Origin of the sequence: Paracoccus alcaliphilus (assembly GCF_028553725.1) — a bacterium.
Taxonomy (GTDB): Bacteria; Pseudomonadota; Alphaproteobacteria; order Rhodobacterales; family Rhodobacteraceae; genus Paracoccus; species Paracoccus alcaliphilus.
The window spans coordinates 304,078-322,350 of the sequence record NZ_CP067126.1; the positions used below are offsets into that span (position 1 = coordinate 304,078).

20 protein-coding genes are annotated in these 18,273 nt (G+C 65.6%); 16 read left to right on the forward strand and 4 right to left on the reverse strand.

What is annotated here, in order from left to right; genetic code table 11:
• The first annotated feature begins 31 nt into the window (after nucleotides 1–31).
• The 5 genes from JHW40_RS21785 to cueR all read left to right on the forward strand — a co-directional run bounded on the left by JHW40_RS21785 (nucleotide 32) and on the right by cueR (nucleotide 4,921).
• On the forward strand, nucleotides 32–1,438 hold the full coding sequence (locus JHW40_RS21785; RefSeq protein ID WP_090613326.1) for a YncE family protein: 1,407 nt from the start codon (nucleotides 32–34) through the stop codon (nucleotides 1,436–1,438).
• 96 nt (nucleotides 1,439–1,534) lie between these two features.
• Nucleotides 1,535–2,650, forward strand: a complete 1,116-nt coding sequence (locus JHW40_RS21790; RefSeq protein WP_244519232.1) for an ABC transporter substrate-binding protein — start codon at nucleotides 1,535–1,537, stop codon at nucleotides 2,648–2,650.
• A complete protein-coding gene (locus JHW40_RS21795) occupies nucleotides 2,647–3,687 on the forward strand; it encodes a FecCD family ABC transporter permease (protein ID WP_090613324.1) in 1,041 nt (346 codons plus the stop codon). The genes JHW40_RS21790 and JHW40_RS21795 overlap by 4 nt, the downstream gene beginning before the upstream one ends.
• A complete protein-coding gene (locus JHW40_RS21800) occupies nucleotides 3,684–4,472 on the forward strand; it encodes an ABC transporter ATP-binding protein (protein ID WP_090613322.1) in 789 nt (262 codons plus the stop codon). The genes JHW40_RS21795 and JHW40_RS21800 overlap by 4 nt, the downstream gene beginning before the upstream one ends.
• Before the next feature lie 59 nt (nucleotides 4,473–4,531).
• A complete protein-coding gene (gene cueR, locus JHW40_RS21805; RefSeq protein WP_090613319.1) occupies nucleotides 4,532–4,921 on the forward strand; it encodes a Cu(I)-responsive transcriptional regulator in 390 nt (129 codons plus the stop codon).
• A gap of 6 nt (nucleotides 4,922–4,927) precedes the next feature.
• Here the strand turns inward: cueR and JHW40_RS21810 are convergent, their stop codons facing one another.
• Nucleotides 4,928–5,308 (reverse strand): hypothetical protein, encoded by a 381-nt coding sequence (locus JHW40_RS21810; protein WP_090613317.1) that lies wholly within the window; start codon nucleotides 5,306–5,308, stop codon nucleotides 4,928–4,930.
• A 220-nt stretch (nucleotides 5,309–5,528) separates the two neighbouring features.
• On the opposite strand from JHW40_RS21810, the gene tpa reads away from it, so the two are divergent.
• The 5 genes from tpa (at nucleotide 5,529) to JHW40_RS21835 (ending at nucleotide 10,417) form a co-directional block, all read left to right on the forward strand.
• Complete coding sequence (gene tpa / locus JHW40_RS21815; protein ID WP_090613314.1) at nucleotides 5,529–6,908, forward strand: hypotaurine--pyruvate aminotransferase Tpa; 1,380 nt, start codon at nucleotides 5,529–5,531, stop codon at nucleotides 6,906–6,908.
• Nucleotides 6,909–6,968: 60 nt separating this feature from the next.
• Nucleotides 6,969–8,420 (forward strand): MocR-like pyridoxine biosynthesis transcription factor PdxR, encoded by a 1,452-nt coding sequence (gene pdxR / locus JHW40_RS21820; protein ID WP_090613312.1) that lies wholly within the window; start codon nucleotides 6,969–6,971, stop codon nucleotides 8,418–8,420.
• Nucleotides 8,421–8,721: 301 nt separating this feature from the next.
• Entirely contained in the window at nucleotides 8,722–8,919 is a 198-nt protein-coding gene (locus tag JHW40_RS21825; RefSeq protein WP_090613310.1) for a hypothetical protein, read from the forward strand.
• 165 nt (nucleotides 8,920–9,084) lie between these two features.
• The gene (locus JHW40_RS21830) at nucleotides 9,085–9,825 is read left to right on the forward strand and encodes an energy-coupling factor ABC transporter ATP-binding protein (RefSeq protein WP_090613307.1); all 741 of its coding nucleotides are present in this window, start codon (nucleotides 9,085–9,087) and stop codon (nucleotides 9,823–9,825) included.
• Complete coding sequence (locus JHW40_RS21835; RefSeq protein WP_090613304.1) at nucleotides 9,800–10,417, forward strand: energy-coupling factor transporter transmembrane component T family protein; 618 nt, start codon at nucleotides 9,800–9,802, stop codon at nucleotides 10,415–10,417. Before JHW40_RS21830 ends, JHW40_RS21835 begins: the two co-directional genes overlap by 26 nt.
• On the opposite strand, the gene JHW40_RS21840 is transcribed toward JHW40_RS21835, so the two are convergent.
• From JHW40_RS21840 to JHW40_RS21850, 3 genes are all read right to left on the reverse strand, one after another.
• Complete coding sequence (locus tag JHW40_RS21840) at nucleotides 10,414–10,695, reverse strand: DUF6522 family protein (protein ID WP_090613302.1); 282 nt, start codon at nucleotides 10,693–10,695, stop codon at nucleotides 10,414–10,416. The genes JHW40_RS21835 and JHW40_RS21840 overlap by 4 nt on opposite strands.
• A 179-nt stretch (nucleotides 10,696–10,874) precedes the next feature.
• Entirely contained in the window at nucleotides 10,875–11,888 is a 1,014-nt protein-coding gene (locus JHW40_RS21845; RefSeq protein ID WP_090613301.1) for a hypothetical protein, read from the reverse strand.
• A 40-nt stretch (nucleotides 11,889–11,928) separates the two neighbouring features.
• Nucleotides 11,929–12,957 carry a nucleotidyltransferase family protein gene (locus JHW40_RS21850; RefSeq protein ID WP_090613299.1) on the reverse strand — a complete coding sequence of 343 codons (1,029 nt, stop codon included), beginning with the start codon at nucleotides 12,955–12,957 and terminating at the stop codon, nucleotides 11,929–11,931.
• A gap of 186 nt (nucleotides 12,958–13,143) precedes the next feature.
• Here JHW40_RS21850 and JHW40_RS21855 point away from each other — a divergent pair, with 186 nt between their 5' ends.
• The 6 genes from JHW40_RS21855 to JHW40_RS21880 are packed head-to-tail and all read left to right on the forward strand — an operon-like array spanning nucleotide 13,144 to nucleotide 18,174.
• Nucleotides 13,144–15,195, forward strand: a complete 2,052-nt coding sequence (locus tag JHW40_RS21855) for a type VI secretion system Vgr family protein (RefSeq protein ID WP_090613296.1) — start codon at nucleotides 13,144–13,146, stop codon at nucleotides 15,193–15,195.
• 1 nt (nucleotide 15,196) lies between these two features.
• Nucleotides 15,197–15,451 (forward strand): PAAR domain-containing protein, encoded by a 255-nt coding sequence (locus tag JHW40_RS21860; RefSeq protein ID WP_090613294.1) that lies wholly within the window; start codon nucleotides 15,197–15,199, stop codon nucleotides 15,449–15,451.
• Between the two features lie 59 nt (nucleotides 15,452–15,510).
• Nucleotides 15,511–16,740 (forward strand): DUF4123 domain-containing protein, encoded by a 1,230-nt coding sequence (locus JHW40_RS21865; RefSeq protein WP_090613292.1) that lies wholly within the window; start codon nucleotides 15,511–15,513, stop codon nucleotides 16,738–16,740.
• On the forward strand, nucleotides 16,737–17,453 hold the full coding sequence (locus JHW40_RS21870; RefSeq protein ID WP_090613290.1) for a hypothetical protein: 717 nt from the start codon (nucleotides 16,737–16,739) through the stop codon (nucleotides 17,451–17,453). The genes JHW40_RS21865 and JHW40_RS21870 overlap by 4 nt, the downstream gene beginning before the upstream one ends.
• Nucleotides 17,450–17,872: a hypothetical protein gene (locus tag JHW40_RS21875; protein ID WP_090613287.1), complete on the forward strand. Its 423-nt coding sequence runs from the start codon at nucleotides 17,450–17,452 to the stop codon at nucleotides 17,870–17,872. Before JHW40_RS21870 ends, JHW40_RS21875 begins: the two co-directional genes overlap by 4 nt.
• Complete coding sequence (locus JHW40_RS21880; protein WP_090613285.1) at nucleotides 17,869–18,174, forward strand: hypothetical protein; 306 nt, start codon at nucleotides 17,869–17,871, stop codon at nucleotides 18,172–18,174. Before JHW40_RS21875 ends, JHW40_RS21880 begins: the two co-directional genes overlap by 4 nt.
• Nucleotides 18,175–18,273: the final 99 nt, after the last annotated feature.

Below are 18,273 nucleotides of genomic sequence, written 5' to 3' on the forward strand. Positions count from 1 at the left end.
AGCGATCCTTTAGTCAGGAGAATTCAAGACCATGCTTCAGCGTCAATCTTTGCGTGCCCTGTTTGGTGCCACCGCGCTTGCGCTCAGCCTTGCGGCCCAGCCGGTTCTGGCCGATAGCATCTTCACCCCGACCTCGGATGTCTTTCAGGGCCGTGTCAGTGCCGCCGGGGCCGAGCGTGGCCAGCCGGTCTATCCCGGTTCCGGGGCAGTGATTTCGGGCGAGGGGCTGGTGCCCGGCCAGCAGATCACCCTGATGCGCGGCACCTCGGTGCTGAACGCCGATGGCCCGCTGACCGTTGATGACGAGGGCAAAATCAGCTTCGAACTGACCGTGGACGATGCCGCCTCGACCGGATTGCAGCCCATCGTCGTCATCGCCGAGAACCCGGCCGCCGCGACGGTGGTGGACCTGAAGGTCTCGCCGCAGATCCCGGTCTCGAACGAGGACCGCTTTGACATCGCCAGCGAAGCCGTGACCGCGGGCCTCTATCAGGTTGCCCTCAGCACGGAATCGAATGCGCTGTTCGTGACGGCCGCCGTTGGCCGCCCGCCGGTCAGGGAATCGGCGCTGATCAAGATCGACCCGGAAACGCTGGAAACCATCGCCAGCACCACGCCCGAGGCCGCGCCCGCGCGTCCCGACGGCAGCGATGGCGGTGTGTTCGCCGTCTATGGCGTCGATGTGGATGATGCGAATGGCAATGTCTGGGTGACCAATACCCGCCAGAACACCATCGCCGTTTACAGCCAGGAAGACCTGTCGCTGGTCAAGCAGTTCGAGCCGGGCGACGTGAACCATGCCCGCGACGTGGTCGTGGACGAGACCCGTGGCCACGCCTATGCCAGCGCCACCGGCTCTGACGTGATTGAGGTGTTCGACACCGCCACGCTGGACAAGCTGGAACCGATCACCGTGCCGTCGCAACTGCGCGGCGAAGAGTTCTCGGTCATGAGCCTTGCGCTGGACGAAGAGGGCGGCACGCTGGTCACCGTCAGCTTGTCCACCCCCGAAGCCGCCATCATCGATCTGGACAGCGGCGAGGCCAGGGTGATCGCGCTGACCGGCGCGGTCTCGGCCTCGGGCGCGTCCTATGATCCGCAGGACGGGCTGATCTTCGTGGCCTCGCAAGGGACGGACAACCTGCTGATCGTCGATGCGGAATCGGGCGAGGTCCTGCATGATGTCGAGGTCGGCGCGGGTGCGCTGAACGTCACCTTCGATCCGGTCGGGCGCAATGCCTATGTCAGCAATCGCGGCGCGGGCACGCTGACCGTGGTCAGCACCGAAGGCGAGATCGTCGCCAATCTGGACAATGGCAGCTTCCCCAATCAGGCGCGCGCGACCGCCGACGGCACCATCTATGCCGTCAACAAGTCGATGGGCGAGAACGACCCAAAGGGCGATCGCATCTGGCGCATCCAGCCGGTCGCAGAGTAAAAGACCGGCAAGACTGGACGAGGGCGCGGGCGGCATCGGCCGCCCTCGCCATTTTACAGAGTCGGGCCGGATTGCTGGCCCTGAAGGAGAGGGACGATGCCGCGACTTCGCTTCACCGCCATGCCGGGACTGGCTTTTTACGGTCTGGCCCTGTGCGGTCTGGCCGCGCCCCTTCAGGCCCAGGTCACCGTCACCGATCTGCTGGACCGTCAGGTCACGCTGCCCGCCCCCGCCACCCGCATCGTGCTGGGAGAGGGGCGGCATCTGACCGTGCTGGGTCTGCTGCATGACGATCCGGTGTCGCTGGTGGCGGGCTGGCGGCTGGACAAGGCGCTGGACGAACCCACCCAGCAGGCCTATCGCGCGCGCTTTCCGGCCATCGACGCGATCCGTCCGGTCGGTTCGGGCAATCGCGACATCTCGGTCGAGAACGTCATCGCGCTGGAACCCGACCTGCTGGTCCTGTCGCTGATGGATCAGGGCGATCCCGGCATGGATCGCGCCCGCGAACAGATCGAGGCGGCGGGTATCCCCGTCGTCTATGTCGATTTCTTCGCCCATCCGCAGGAAAACTCGCTGCCCAGCCTGAAAATCCTCGGGGACCTGACCGGCGCGGCGGAAAAGGCCGATGAATTCGCCGATTTCTACAACACGCGGCTGTCGCGCATCACCGAACGGCTTGCCGATCCCGCGATTGTGCGTCCGCGTGTCTTCATCCACGCCCATGCCTCGGCGCAGAACTGCTGCTCGACCGTGGGGTCGGGGGTGTTCCATGACTTCGTGACCACCGCAGGCGGCGAGAACATTGCCGAGGGCGTGGTGCAGGGGGTGCTGGGCAATGTCAGTCTGGAATATCTGATCGCCGCCGATCCCGACATCTATCTGGCCACCGGCGGCACCCATATGGCGGGGCGCGACGGGCTGGTGCTGGGCTCTGGCGTGGATGCGGATGCCGCCCGCGCCAGTTTCGACCGGCTGCTGTCGGCGCCCGGCTTTTCCTCGCTGCCCGCGATCGAGGAGGGTCATGCGACCGGCATCTGGCATATGTTCAACGACAGCCCGGTCCATATCGCGCTGATCGAATATCTGGCGCAAAGCTTTCATCCCGAACTGTTTGCCGATCTGGATCCGGCAGGCACGCTGGAGCTGATCGACCGCGATTTCCTGCCGGTCAGCGTGTCCGGGACCTGGTGGGTGCAGGCCGGGGAATGAGCGCCGCGCTGCTGGACCTTTACCACCGTCAGAACCGGCGCCGCGCGGTGCTGGTCGGCGTGATGGCGCTGATCGCGGCCTTCGGCGTGCTGCTGGATCTGGTGACCGGGCCTGCGGGCCTGCCGCTGTCGGAAACGCTGCGGGCGCTGACCGGCAGCGGAGAGGTATCGCGCGCGACCGAGGTGATCGTCTGGACCGTGCGCCTGCCGGTCGCGATCATGGCGCTGCTGGTCGGCGCCGCGCTGGCGCTGGCTGGGGCCGAGATGCAGACCGTGCTGGAAAACCCGCTGGCCGAGCCGTTTACGCTGGGTGTCTCCAGCGCCGCCGCGCTGGGGGCGGCCACCGCGATCATTCTGGGGCTGACCCTGCCTTTCCTGCCCGCCCGCTGGTCGATCTCGGCCAATGCCTTCCTGTTCGCGCTGGGGGCGCTGCTGTTGTTGCAGGCGCTGGGGCGGCTGCGCGGCGGTGGCCCCGAGGTGCTGATCCTGTTCGGCATCGCGCTGAACTTTGCCGCCGGGGCGTTCCTGTCGCTGCTGCAATTCATCGCCTCGGCGGATGCGCTGCAACAGCTGGTGTTCTGGACCATGGGCAGCCTTGCGGCGGCCAGCTGGCCGGGGGTGATGGCGCTGGCGCTGGTGCTGGCGGTGACCGCGCCGTTTTCGTTCCGCGCCGCGTGGCGTCTGACGGCCCTGCGCATGGGCGAGGATCAGGCCCGCAGTTTTGGCGTCAATGTCCATTCGCTGCGCCGCTGGACGCTGCTGCGGGTTAGCCTGCTGTCGGCCACCGCTGTTTCGATGGTGGGCGTGATCGGCTTTGTCGGGCTGGCCGGTCCGCATATCGCGCGGCTGCTGGTGGGCGAGGATCACCGCTTTTTCCTGCCCGCCAGCCTGCTGACCGGGGCGCTGGTGATGTCGCTGGCCTCGACCCTGTCCAAGACGGTGGTGTCGGGGGTGCTGCTGCCGGTGGGGCTGGTCACCTCGCTGATCGGGCTGCCGATCTTCTTTGCGCTGATCCTGCGCGGAAGGACGGGACGATGAACGGGCTGTCGGTGCGGGATGTCTCGATCCGCTATGGCAGGCGGGTGATCCTTGACGGGCTGTCGCTGCCCGATCTGCCCGCCGGTCAGGTGACGGTGCTGGCGGGGCCGAATGCGGCGGGGAAATCGACCCTGCTGCGGGCGGTGGCGCAACTGGGCAGCTATCACGGCGGCATCACGCTGGACGGTCGCGATCTGGCGCATCTGCCGGGGGCAGAGCGCGCGCGGCTGGTGGGCTTCATGCCGCAGACCCTGCCCTCGGGGTCGTCGCTGATCGTGCTGCAAAGCATCCTTGCCGCCCTGCGCGCCACCGGAGAGACTCCTGCGGCCGAGGCCGACGCCGCGGCGATGGCGGTGCTTGACCGGCTGGGGATCGCCGATCTGGCGCTGCGTCCGCTGGATCAGCTGTCGGGCGGGCAGCGGCAGATGGTCAGCCTTGCGCAGGCCATCGTCCGCGATCCGCGCCTGCTGCTGCTGGACGAACCCACCAGCGCGCTGGATCTGGCCCGGCAGGTGCGGCTGCTGGCGGAACTGCGGCGGCTGGCAGCCGAGGGCCGCGTCGTGCTGGCGGTGCTGCATGATCTGGCGCTGGCGGCGCAATGGGCCGACCGCATCGTGGTGCTGCATCAGGGCGGGCTGCACAGTCACGGCCAGCCCGCTCAGGTGCTGACCCCCGCCATGCTGGCCGAGGTCTATCAGGTCGAGGCGCGGGTCGAGCGATGTTCGCGCGGCAACCTGACGGTGATGATCGACCGTGAACTGGCCGCCCAGCCCTCTGTCGGTTGATTTCGGCGCGGCCTGTGGCCAAATCGAACAGCGGATGCCGCCGAAACAAGGAGAGCGCCATGAATATCGGTCAGGCCGCCCGTGTGACCGGGCTGCCGGTCAAGACGATCCGCTATTACGAGGAAATCGGGCTGGTCAGTGCAGATCGCGGCGATAACGGCTATCGCGATTTCGATGATGAGCAACTGACCCGGCTGCGCTTTCTGTCCCGCGCCCGCAAGCTGGGTTTCTCGCTGGAGGAATGCCGCCATCTGATCGGGCTTTACTGCGACCAGAACCGTGCCAGCCGCGATGTGCGGGCGCTGGCCATCGACCATCTGGCCGAAATCCGGACGAAGATCGAGGAATTGCGCAAGCTGGAAACGACGCTGGAGGGGTTGATCGCCGAATGCCACGGCAATGACGATCCCCAGTGCGCGATTCTGGGACAGCTTGCGGGCACGGCCTGACCGGTTTCAGCAATCCCCGGCGATGCGCCGGACCTTCAGAATGCCATAATCGAAATGCCCCTCGGCCAGAATGCAGCCATGATCGGCATAGGTCTCGCGGATCCGCGCCAGATCGGCGGGCATGCCGCGCATCGCCGGAGGGTCGGGTTCGTCATGGATCGACAGCGGACGGCCCCGCGTGCCTTCGTCATCGACAGGAAAGACGCCGCGCCAGCCACAGGGCGGCTGAAAGCACAGCCACGCGGTTGAGCCGATCCCCCAAAGCTGCGTGTCCGGGGCCAGCCCGGGCTGATTCTGCGGGCTTTCGTCGGCACGGGCCGACGGCGGGGCCGCCAGCGCCAGCGACACGCCCAGAAAAAACGCAGCAATCGTTGATCTGACCGGCATATTCCCCCCTTCCTTGACGGTATCAGATGCGGGTTTCGGTCCCGCCCAGCATAAACCAACCCGCCGCGATTGCGTCATATTTATGTCCCAATGGTTAATTCGTCACCCCTTTCCGGCGGGTGCTTCCGGCAACTGGCCCCATATGATGAATACAACTGACCCTATCGCTTTTCGTCCGGGCGGCGCAGCCTTGGCGGAACCGTCTTGCAGGAGCCTTGCCATGACCCTCGATCTGAACATCAATGACCTGACCCGGGTCGTCGCCGCCGACCGCGAGCATGTCTGGCACCACCTCAGCCAGCACAAGCAATACGAGACCATCGACCCGCGCGTCTTTGTCGAAGGCAAGGGGATGAAGCTGTGGGACGCGACCGGGCGTGAATTCCTTGATGCGGTGTCGGGCGGGGTCTGGACGGTGAATGTCGGTTACGGCCGCGAAAGCATCGCCAATGCGGTGCGCGATCAGCTGATCAAGCTGAACTATTACGCGGGCGCGGCGGGAACCGTTCCGGGCGCGCTGTTCGCGCAACGACTGATCGAGAAGATGCCGGGGATGAGTCGGGTTTATTACTCGAACTCTGGTTCCGAAGCGAATGAAAAGGTTTATAAAATGGTGCGTCAGATCTCGGCGCGTCATTACGGCGGGGCCAAGCAGAAGATCCTGTATCGCGACCGCGATTATCACGGCACCACGCTGGGAACGCTGGCGACCTCGGGTCAGGGGCAGCGGGCGGCGCAATATGGTCCCTATCCCGATGGTTTCGTGATGGTGCCGCATTGCCTTGAATATCGGGCGCAATGGAATGTGGAAAACTATGGTGAACGTGCTGCCGATGCCATCGAAGAGGTGATCCTGCGCGAAGGCCCCGACACCGTGGGCGCCATCGTGCTGGAGCCGGTGACGGCGGGTGGCGGCGTCATCACCCCGCCCGAGGGGTATTGGCAGCGCGTTCAGGAAATTTGCCGCAAATACAATATACTGCTGCATATTGATGAGGTGGTTTGTGGGCTTGGCCGTACCGGCACATGGTTCGGCTATCAGCAATACGGGATCGAGCCCGATTTCGTGACCATGGCCAAGGGCGTGGCCTCGGGCTATGCCGCGATTTCCTGCACCGTCACCACCGAGCGTGTCTTTGATATGTTCAAGGACGCGCCCGAGGACGGGATGAGCTATTTCCGCGACATCTCGACCTTCGGCGGCTGCACGGCGGGCCCGGTGGCGGCGCTGGAAAACATGCGCATCATCGAGGATGAGAACCTGCTGGAAAACTGCACCCGCATGGGCGAACGGGTGATGGCGAACCTGAATGCGCTGATGGAAAAGCATTCCGTCATCGGCGATGTGCGCGGCAAGGGGTTGTTCTGCGGCGCCGAACTGGTCGCGGACCGCAAGACCAAAGAGCCGATGGACGAGAAGAAGGTGCAGGCCGTGGTTGCCGATTGTCTGGCGCAAGGTGTCATCATCGGCGCCACCAACCGCTCGATGGAGGGGTTGAACAATACGCTGACCCTGTCGCCCGCGCTGATCGCCACGGCGGACGATATCGACCGCATCACCGATGCCATGGACGGTGCTTTGACCCGGGTCTTTTCCTGACCCCTTGATCCGTGGCGCTGGCTGGGGCTTGATCGCCCCGGCCAGCGTTACGGATCAGCCATGCCCATTCCCGCCGAAGCCTTCATCCTCGACCGTCATGCCGCCATCCCGTTGCAGGTGCAGCTGCGGCGGCAGATCATCGAGGGCGTCATGGCGCGGCGTTTCCGGCCGGGCGAGAAACTGCCCTCGATCCGCGCGCTGGCCGGGCATCTGGGGGTGGCGCGGGTTACCGTGGCGCAGGCCTTCGCGGAACTGGTGGCGACGGATTACCTCAGCAGCCGTGACCGTTCGGGGCATTACATCTCGGACGGGATCGAGCTTGCGCCGGATGCGGGCACCCCTGCCCCCGCCACGCCGCGCCTTGACTGGCAGCGGCATCTGAACCGCCGCTTTACCCGGGCGCAGCGGCGCGACCGGGTGCCCGACTGGCGGCGTTTCCGCTTTCCCTTCGTCTATGGTCAGGCCGACCCGGAACTGGTGGACCACGCGGCATGGCGCGATTGCGCGGTCCGGGCGCTGGGGCGGCGCGAATTCGACGCGCTGACCGGCGATCTTTACGGCGAGGACGACCCCGAACTGATCGACTATATCGCCCGCCACATCCTGACCCGCCGCGGCATCCGCGCCGGACCCGAGGAAATCCTGCTGACCCTTGGCGCGCAGAATGCCCTGTGGCTGATTTCGCAGATCCTGCTGGGGCCAGGGCGGTGCTGCGCGATCGAGGATCCCTGCTATCCCGGTCTGCGCGAAATCCTGACCCATGACGGCGCGCAGGTTCTGCCGGTGGCCGTCGATGCGCAGGGCCTGCCGCCCGATGCGATCCCCGCCGGGCTGTCCGCCGTCTTTACCACCGCCAGTCACCAATGCCCGACCGGCTCGACCATGCCGCTGGCGCGCCGCCATGCGCTGCTGGATCGCGCGTTGACCGATGGTTTCGCGCTGATCGAGGACGATTACGAATTCGAGCTGTCATTTGCCGGGGCGACCTCTCCGGCGCTGAAGGCGATGGATCGGGGGGGGGCGGTGATCTATGTCGGGTCGTTCTCGAAATCGGTCTTTCCGGGGCTGCGGCTGGGCTATGTCGTGGCCGATCCGGCCTTCATCGCCGAGGCGCGGGCGCTGCGCGGGCTGGCCTTGCGCCATCCGCCCGGACATATGCAGCGCACGCTGGCGCATTTCCTGTCGCTTGGCCATCACGACGCGCAGATGAAGCGGATGCGGCGCAGCTATGCCGAGCGGCGGGCGGTCATGCTGGCGGCCATGGCGCAAGAGGGGCTGCAGATGGCAGGCGGCGCGACCGGCGGGTCCAGCTTCTGGCTGGCCTCGCCCGTGCCCTCGCGCGCGCTGGCCGATCTGCTGCGCACGCGCGATGTGCTGATCGAGCCGGGCTGGCCCTTCTTTGCCCGCCCCGATCAGGGCGACGGGTTTTTCCGGCTGGCCTATTCCTCGATTTCCGCCGCGCGCATCCCCGAAGGGATTCGCCGCATCGCCGCTGCGATCCGCGAAGCCTGAAGCCGGGTTGCGGGACGACCCGCCCGATCTGGCCTGCAACCGCGCCGACCCAGTAAAATCCTCGCCTTTTGACCGGGTTGGCGCAAGCATCGGAACTGCATCGGAAATTCGCATTCCACCCCGATTCCAGAGCGATTTCCTTGGTCAATAACAGCCGATCAAATCACTCAACTATTTGTTTTTATTGATTTTTTATTGACGTTTGCGATGTGGCGCCTTATATCACCCTCAGGACAGCCAGCCAGCATCCGCCAGCCAGCCGTCCACCCAATTCGAAGACAGCAAGTCAGGAGAAAATGACATGGCCCATGCCGCTTGCAGCGCCTGTGCGTTCTATGAAGATCACGTTGCCAACTCTGCCAGCAATCTGACCGATTCCGGCCTGTGCCGGGCCAATCCGCCGATCACCCAGAAAGAGGCCGATACCCGTGGCTTCTGGCCGGTGGTGAAATCGTCGGACTGGTGCGGCCAATATGCGACCTCTTTTGCAGCCGAATAACGCGCCCTCCATGCCGGAAAAAGGCAGCCTTCGGGCTGCCTTTTTCATTTCGGCAACCGGTTTGGCCTGCACCAAAAGTGGCGGCGTTGTCATTGCCCGCGCGGCGGGATTATAACGCCGCGAGGTTTTCGGCCTTCGCGCAAGGGCCGCTGGGGGTGGCACGGAATGGATCAGGCCGAGATGGCGGAATTTTCGATCCGGCTGGACGATCTGGGCTATGAGGTCGCGGGTCGTCCGGTTCTGTCGGGCATTACCCTGCATTCCCCGGCCCGCCGTATCGGCGTGGTCGGGCGCAACGGGTCGGGCAAAAGCACGCTGGCGCGGCTGCTGGCGGGTTTGCTGAAACCGACATCCGGGCAGGTCCGCATCGCCGGTATCGACCCCATCCGCGATCGCCGCGCGGCGCTGGAAACCGTGGGCATCCTGTTCCAGAACCCCGAACATCAGATCATCTTTCCCCATGTCGGCGAGGAAATCGCCTTTGGCCTGCGCCAGCAGGGTCTGAACAAGGCCGAGGCCGCCCGTCGCGGTCAGGCCATGCTGCAATCCTTTGGAAAGGCGCATTGGACGGATGCGCCGGTCTCGGCCCTGTCGCAGGGGCAGAAACATCTGGTCTGCATGATGGCGGTGCTGGCCATGCGTCCGCAACTGATGATTCTGGACGAACCCTTTGCCGGGCTGGACATTCCGACGCGGCGGCAACTGGCCCGGCATCTGGACCGTTCCGGCACGCGACTGATCCATATCAGCCATGATCCCGGCGATCTGGCCGGTTATGACCACCTGTTCTGGCTGGATCGTGGCCGGATCATGGCCGAGGGTGCCGCCGCCCCCCTGCTGGCCGATTTCACCGCCGAAATGATCCGGCAGGGGGATCTCGATGATATCGCTGACCTCGCCGGTTGAGACCCGCGCCCATCGCTGGCCTGCGGGCCTCAAGCTGGCGGGGCTGTGCGTGGCCTCGACCGGACTGTTCCTGATCAAGGATCCCTGGGTCCATGCCGGGGCGCTGGCGGTGGTGCTGGCGCTTTATGCCGCGCCGGGGGGGCTGTTTCTGCGCGCGGGTCTGCGCGCCTTGCGGGTGGTGCTGCCCTTCGTCGTCATCCTGATGCTGTGGCATCTGCTGACGGATGAGCTGTGGCAGGGGCTGCTGATCGTGCTGCGGATGGTGACGCTGGTCGCGCTGGCCAATCTGGTGACGATGACCACCCGGCTGGAGGAACTGACCGATCTGGTCCATCGCCTGACCGCGCCGCTGCGCCGCCTTGGCCTGCCCGTGCATCTGCTGGAAACCGCGATTCCGCTGGTGGTTCGCTTTACGCCGGTGCTGGTGGGCCGGGCGCAGACGCTGGCCGAGGCATGGCGCGCCCGATCCCGCCGCCGTCCGGGCTGGCGGCTGGTGCTGCCCCTGATGTTGCAGGCGCTGGACGATGCCGATCATGTCAGCGAGGCCTTGCAGGCCCGTGGCGGGCCTCTGGGGTCGCGAAAACAGGATTAGGCGGCTGGATCAGCGCCGGCTGTGCGATCTGCCACGGCAAAGCGCGCCCGGCTGACAATCTGGCCCGCGCCGTCGATGGTCAGCCGCAAGGCCCGGTCGCGATGATAGAAGGTCAGCCGCCAGCGCCCGGAATCGGCATCCACGCCGGCTTCGCAGCGGCTGGTGATCTGGCCGTCACGCATGAACCCCGCGACCGAGGCGGGATCGAGATCGAAGCCTTCGGCGATCAGGGTCGCGTCAACCTCGAAACGGTCGTCTTGTCGGCTGACAGCAGTCATGGCGCCCTCCGCAATCTGATGAGTCAGGGGCGGAAACCGTCCCCCATGATGATCAGATGCGCCCGACGGCAAGATGGTTCAAGGCCTGCGCCTTATCCTTGAAAGAAAAAAGGAATTTCTTCCTCGGCGTCAAACGCTGCCGGAAGGAATTCCCTTGCCGCGCGGCAGAGTGGAACGGCTCAGGCGGCGGCGGTCCACAGCCGGAATCGCTTTGTGCCGGTGACTTCGCGCACGACGCCCTGGGCATACATCCGCGCCAGCAGCCTTTCGGCGGTGGCGCGGCTGGTGCCTGCGGCGGTTTCGACCATGGCCGTGCTCATCAGCGGATGGGCGGCCAGCGCGGCGATGATCCGCGCGGGGTTGTCGCCCTTGATCGTGGCGGTGCGGCGGCGGGCATCCTCGGCCCAGTCGGCGATGCGGCGCAGCGTCAGCCGGGCCTCTTCGGTGCCTGCGGTGACGGCGGCCAGATGCCGGGCCAGACGCTCGGGCTGTTCGGCGCCGTCATTCCAGACCGCCCGCCCATGCCGCCCCAGCGGTACGAAGGCCAGCGCCTCGCAGCCCGAGGCCATCGCGCGGCCATTCCAGCAGGCGGCCTCGACCAGATCCTCGGGGGGCGAGACCTCGGCCAGCCGCCAGCCGATCCGCGCGGCGGGGGCCCGTGACAGCGGGTGCAGCGGCTGAAGCCGTGACATGACCTCGTGGAAGGACGTGGCGGCGGCGTCGAAATCGTCGCCTGCGGGGCGCGGCGCGACGGGATCGTCCAGCCCGGCCACATCGACGCGGCGCAGCGCCAGAAAGCTGCGCAGATCGGTCAGGCTGCCCTGCCCCTCAAGCCTGCGCAGCGCCCAACGCGCCAGACCCATCGCGTCAAGGTCGCTGTCGGCGCGGGCTTCCATCAGATCGCGGCCGATCTCTTCGCGGCGCAGCGGCGTCGATTGCGCCCACAGCATCGATTCGATCTCGATCAGCGCCAGCCGCCGCGTGGCGCCCGCGCGGGCATCGCGATCCATCGCTGCCAACATCTGATCCAGACGCCCCACCGACATGGCCGCATCGGCCAGCGCCCGCGCCAATGCGGCCTCGAAGCGCAGCCAGTCCGCAGGCTCGATCAGGTGGCGGCGGTCGGCCCCGGCGCGCGGCAGGGGGGGCAACTCGTCGAAGTCGTCCGGGAACAGGTCATCGTCGTCGGTCATGTCCGTGTCTTATACCCGATTGAATGTCGAACGCGATTCATCATGTCAGCCCGGCCAGCAATGCGGCGGTGTCCGGCATCCGCGACAGGCTGGCCTCGATCCGGGCCGACCAGCGGGGGCCGCGCGCGCGGGCATCCTCCAACGCCTCGGCCAGATCGTCGGGGCGGTCCTCGGCCAGCGCGGCGATCAGGAACCCGGCTTGCGCGCGGTCCTTGGCGGCCTTCATCCGGTCGCTGTCGCGCCGCCTTTCGGCCACGATCAGCTTGTGGATGGCAAAGCGTTCCGGGCGCGGCACCTGCACCAGAACCCCGCTGCGATAGGGGATGGCCGCCGGAATCGGCCCCGCGATCAGATAGTTGAGATGCCGCAGCGCCTGCGCCTGCACCCCCAGCGCGGGCAGATCGCGCAGGCCTTCGTCGCCAAAGGCGGGGGTCAGGAACTCGACCAGAGCGGTGCCGCTGGTCTGCCGCCAGCGCCATGTGCGGCCCTGTTCCATGCTGGGCATGGCGGCAAAGTCGAATTCGGCCAGCACCTGCTGGACGGGGGGCGCGGTGGTGTCCTCCAGCGCCAGCGACAGGCGCTCGAAACTGGCGATGTCCAGATCGTCGGTCTGCGCGGTCTGCTCGAATCCCAACCGCAGGTTCAGCTCCCCCTCATACAGCCGGAAGGCGTGGGTGCCGACAACGGTGCCACCCAGCCGGAACACCCCTGCCCCGGCCAGCGCCGCCATCAGGCTGCCGGTCGTCGGGTCCAGCCCCAGAAACCCCTCGGCCCGCAGCAGCCGGACCAGCCTTGCGCGGTCGCGGCGGCGGGCCTCGGCGGGGGCGCGGGTTTCGCGATGCCGGGCGATGCGGTCGCGCAGATCGGGGCTGTCCTCGCCGATATAGCGTTTGCGGACCTCGCTGCCGACGCGATAGCTGTCATACCAATAGACCCGCCCGCCCCGTTCGACCCGCGTGGGCGTGCCGCGCAGATCGGTCAGGGCCTCGTCCCGCAGCGCGCGCAGCAGGTCGTGATAGGCCGCGTGGGCAAGGGCGCCGTGGCGCGGAACCGCAGGTCTGCCAGCCATGTTCAACAATCCTTTCGATTGTTGAATACACCCATGTTCAACAATCATCAACATCGTTGAACATACAGCACGCCGCACCCCTTCGGGCCGAAGGGGCCAGACAGGTGCATTTCTGCTTGGCCTGACCGCCACAAGATGCCATTCTGTTGGCATTTGAAAGCGATTTAGTCTTCTGGAGCGGTTTTGATGCCCCCCATATTCAAGCAAGGCGAACGGCTTGGCCGCCTGACGACGGTGTTGGGCGAAGATGTTCTCGTGCTTTTGCGCTTTGACGGCAGCGATCACCTGAACGACCTGTTCGACTATCGGGTCGAGGCGCTGGCCAGTCGCGCCGATATCGATTTCGACGAGCTGGTCGGCACCCATGCCACGGTCCAGATCGAGGGCCGCGAAGGCATCCGCCAATTCGACGGGATCGTCACGCAGACCCGTTGGGCCGGCACGGGCGAGAACGGCCACCGCTATGACTTGACGCTGCGACCGTGGTTCTGGCTGGCCTCGCGTCGGCGCAACCAGCGGATTTTCCACAACAAGACCGTGGTCGAGATCTTGCAGGAACTGCTGTCGGATTACGCCCCGCTTGGCGATCCGGCGCTGGAACTGAAGCTGTCCGAGGATTACCCCAAGCTGGAATACACCGTCCAATATCGCGAATCCGATCTGGATTTCGCCCGGCGGCAGATGGAGCGGTTCGGCATCAGCTTTCATTTCCGCCACCAGCCGGGCAGTCACACGCTGGTGCTGACCGACGATGTTCTGGCCCATGACAGCATCGGCGCACGCCCCTATAAAAGCTATGACGGCCATCACCAGTCCGAAGGCGAGCATTTCTGGGAATGGGCGCCCGAACGCAATCTGACCACCGGCGCGATCCGGCTGACCGATTACAACTTCAAGACGCCCACCGCCTCGATGGAGACCGACAAGACCGGCGACGCCGCCCATGCGCAGGGCAAGATCGAAAGCTTCGACTATCCCGGCGATTACCTGTCGCAGGATATCGGCAAGATCGTGTCGGGGCTGCGCACGCGGCAGGAACGCGGCGCCGATCGGCGCAACCGCGCGGTGGGTGACACGCTGTCGCTGGCGGCGGGCAAGGTGGTGCAGCTGGCGGGCGATCCGGTGCCGGGCACGGGCGAGCGTTACCTGTGCCTCAGCGGCAATTACCACTTCGTCAGCGAGGCTTACGGCTCGGGCGGGGCGGACAGCGACGGCTATTCCTTCACCGGCAGCTTCATCCTGATGCCCGACACCGCGCCCATGGCCCCGCCGCGGCGCACCACGGTGCCGGTGGTGCAGGGTCCGCAAACCGCCGTCGTCGTCGGCGAGGGCGAAATCGACTGCGACGAATTCGGCCGGATTCTGGTCCGGTTCCACTGGGATCTGGAAGGCGCGCATTCGATGCGCTGCCGGGTCAGCCAGAACTGGGCCGGTCAGGGCTGGGGCGGCATGGTCATCCCCCGCATCGGCATGGAGGTCGTGGTCGAGTTTCTGGAAGGCGATCCCGACAAGCCGCTGGTGACCGGCTGCGTCTATAACGGCCGCAATCAGGTTCCCTATCCGCTGCCTGCGAACAAGACCGTCTCGACCTTCAAATCCGACACGCATGAGGGCGGCGGCTATAACGAATTCCGGTTCGAGGATCAGGCCGGGCGCGAAGAGGTCTTCATGCATGCGCAGAAGGACCACAACACCATCATCGAGAATGATGAAAGCCATTCGATCGGCCATGACCGCAGCAAGACCGTGGGCAATGACCAGTCCGAATCGATCGGCAATGACAAGACCATCAGCGTCGGTCACGATCATCGGGAAACCATCGGCAACGACATGTTCTATGATGTCGGTCAAAGCCAGCAGGAAAACTATGGCAAGGACCACATCCACCGCGTCGGCAATATTTACAAGCAGTCGATCTTTGCCGACCATCTCTATGAAACCGGACGGAATTTCGAGGGCGAGGTTTTCGGCCGCTTCAGTCTGGATGTGGGTGAGTCGATCACCAACAACACCCGCCGCCACACGCTGATGGCCTTCGAGAAGATGCAGATCAAGGGGCCGGGCGGCAAGCTGACCATCGACGCCAGCGGCATCACGTTGGAGGCCGCGAATATCCGGCTGAAGGGCAATGTGACCATGGGCGGATCGGGCGGCGCGCAGGTGCCCACGCTGCAAATGGCCGCGCGCGAGGGGCTGCCGCTCTGCGAGGAATGCGCCAGGTTCGAGGACGAGGCCTAGGATGCGGATCATCGCACGGGTCGGCGACAAGCATCTGTGCCCCAGACATGGCACCAACATGATCGTCGAAGGCGGCAGCAGCCTGATCGACGGTCGCGCCGTTGCGCGAATAGGCGATAAATGCGCCTGCGGCGGCGTCATCGTCGAGGGCGATCCCGGCGCGCTGTGTGATGGGCGCCCGGTCAGCTATTTCGGCGCCAAGACCAGCTGCGGCGGGATCATCTCGGAATGCAAGGGCAGCGCCGCGCTGTCCTGACCACTCGCCCCAGCCTTGTTTTTCATTCGCCACGGGTTCCCGGTTCATTGTTTACCTGAATGTCGGTTTTTTTCGCCACGGTCCATTTCACCGATCCAGAGGGGCGCGAAGGTCGCTCGGACTGGGCGGTCGAGGCGTCGGACGGCGATCATGCGCTGACCCTTATCCGGCACCGGCTGGCCCGCGACGGGCGGCGACTGCTGTCGGTATCGCTGACCGAAGAGAAAACAGGCGACGGCTTTGCCGAGGTCGGCGCATCGGACATGCTGCGCGAGGGGCCGGTACACTGGACCGGCCATCCCGGCGATGGCGCCGTCCACATTTCCGAAACCCTGCCCCACCCCCCCGGATCGGCGCAACCGGACTGGATCGACCCGGCCTTTCGGGATGCGCTTTTTGCGCCTTGCGGGACGGATCGGATTTACGCCGTCATCGACCCGCATCTGTGGCCCTCGCAGCATGGCAGCCTGCCCGAGGATATCGCGGCCGCCGGTCTGCCCGCCGCCAGCCTGTTCGATCTGGACAGCGATCACAGCCGCGCCGATACCGCGCCCTGGCTGATCGACCTGACCATTCCGGGGGCTGAGGTCCCCCGCTTTGCGCCCACCAGCCTGCACCGGCGCGCATTTGCCAAGGGCACCGGCCCCGGATGCCAGCTGTTTCTGCGCAGCCCGCTGCCGCTGGTCCCGATGCGTCAAAGCCTGCGCAAGCTGACCAAGGTGCAGGACACCGACGGAAAGTGGTATTTCAACCGTTTCTGGGAGCCCGAGTTCTTTCTGTATTTCGTGCTGTTTCTGGAAGGGCGCCGGATGCTGGCGCCTCTGGCGGATCTGACCGGCTTTGCACTGGCCAGCGAGGGGCGCATCATCACCGCCCGCACCGATCTGCGCGCCACACCCGAAGCCCCGCCCGACCGCGAGGGCGATCTGGACCTGCTGTTCGAGGCAGGAACGGCAATGGTGGCGCTACGTCATGCGAGACGGCTTGAAAAAGAGTTTCTAAAGGGCTGCAATACCGACATTGTTTACGCGCTGGCGAAGGAACGGTTCGGACTGGTGGGAATGGATTATCGCTTCGTCATGAAATGCGTCGATATCAGTTACAGCATGGTGGGATTTTTTGGCGACAGCGCCGGAAACAGGCTGACGGATGAAACGGTGCGCGCCTGTTTCGATTCCTCGGGTCAGTTGTCCCCCCAGATCGAGATCCTGCATGGGCTGTGCATGTTCGGGCTGCGGCAGGGCGTGTCGCCCGACCTGCTGCACAGTCAGGTGAGGTTCGGATCGTGACCAACCCATCATCCTCGATCAGCGACAGCGCCCGCCGCGCCGCGCATTCCGCCCGTTCCCGGCTGTCACAAGGTGGCTCGGGCGGTTCCGCCTCAGCCGGGTCGGGGTCGCGGGGGTCGGGCAGCAACAGCAATTCATCGGGCAGCAACGATGCCGCCATGCCGGCCGAGCTGTCGGGCGGGCGCACCTGCCACAGCTGTCCCGACTGGCGTTATGTCATGGGGATCCGCAGGCTGGGCGGGGTGCCTTATCTCTATTCCTGGCACCATCTGTTTCTGATCGCCTGGAACCGTGGCGGAACCGGCGCGATGCCGACCTACAGCGCCTTTCCGTCCCATCCCGATGGCGATGCGGGGGTGCTGGGACCGCTGAAGGGGGCCTCGACCAGCGACAGCTCGAAACCCGTCGAGGCCGGGCATGAGACCGATCCCGCCGATTCGGGGGATATGGGTTATCTGCAATCCGCCCATGCGGCGGATTTCGCCCGCAGCGGGGAATATGCGCCCGACAACCGCTATGTTATCCTGCGCGACATGAACCGTGATCTGGGCACCGAATTGATGGCACAATCCCACGCCATGGATGCAATGCGGATCCGCTATGTTCCCACCGGTCCCAACAGCAACTCTTTCGCGATGTCCCTGGCCGAACGTGTCGGCCTGCCCCGCCGCAAGCCCGAAGGGGACGCACCCGGTTCAGGGATCAAGATATGATCCCGCGCCCTGTCCTGCTGGCGGCCCTGATCGCCCTGACCGCCCCCGCCTTTGCCCAACAGCCGCCAGCCCAAGAGACCAGCATGATCCCAGCCGCCGAGCCGCTGAACCCCTCTGACGCGCTTGAGGCGACCCGCGCCAAACTGGCCCGACAACTGATCGGACTTGCGCCGGATGCGGTGGCCGGGCGACTGGCCGAGGCTGGCGCGCAAGGGGTTGCCGTCACCGATCTGGCCGCGATGGATCTTGCGCCGGGCACCGATCTGGGCGACGGGCTGCGGGCAGGGGATCAGGTTCTGTCGGTCACCTTCGGTTTGCGGCGCGGGTTTTTCCGCCCCGATCAGCGTTTCCTTCTGGATCTTGGCCATGACGGGTCGGTGGTGACCGACTTGCTGGGCCTGAAGGCCATGCCAAAATGACCGAAGGGCAGCGGCCGGGCGCGCTGCGACTGCGTCTGGATATGGACAAGGCGCAGATCAGTGTCGTTGCCGGCGAGATTCTGACCGGCCTGCATGCAACCGAATTGCCCGATCATATCGATCACCTCCGGTCGGATTTCGATCTGTTGTGGCAGGCGGATGGCAGCGCCGTGCTGAGCATCCGGCTGTGGCAGGATAATGAGCCGCCCTTTCGTCATGCGGTGATCGTGCTGGTTCTGGGCTTCGAGGGCGGACGGGTCAGCGGCATCGAGGACTGCGTCCGTCGTGGGTTCGGTGGCTGAGGCGTGTTGTCCTTTCGGAGTGGCGCGGGGGCTCTGCCCCCAGCCCAGCCAGCCCCTCGATGGGGCTGGCTGGGCTTCCCCCGGGATATTTGCGACACC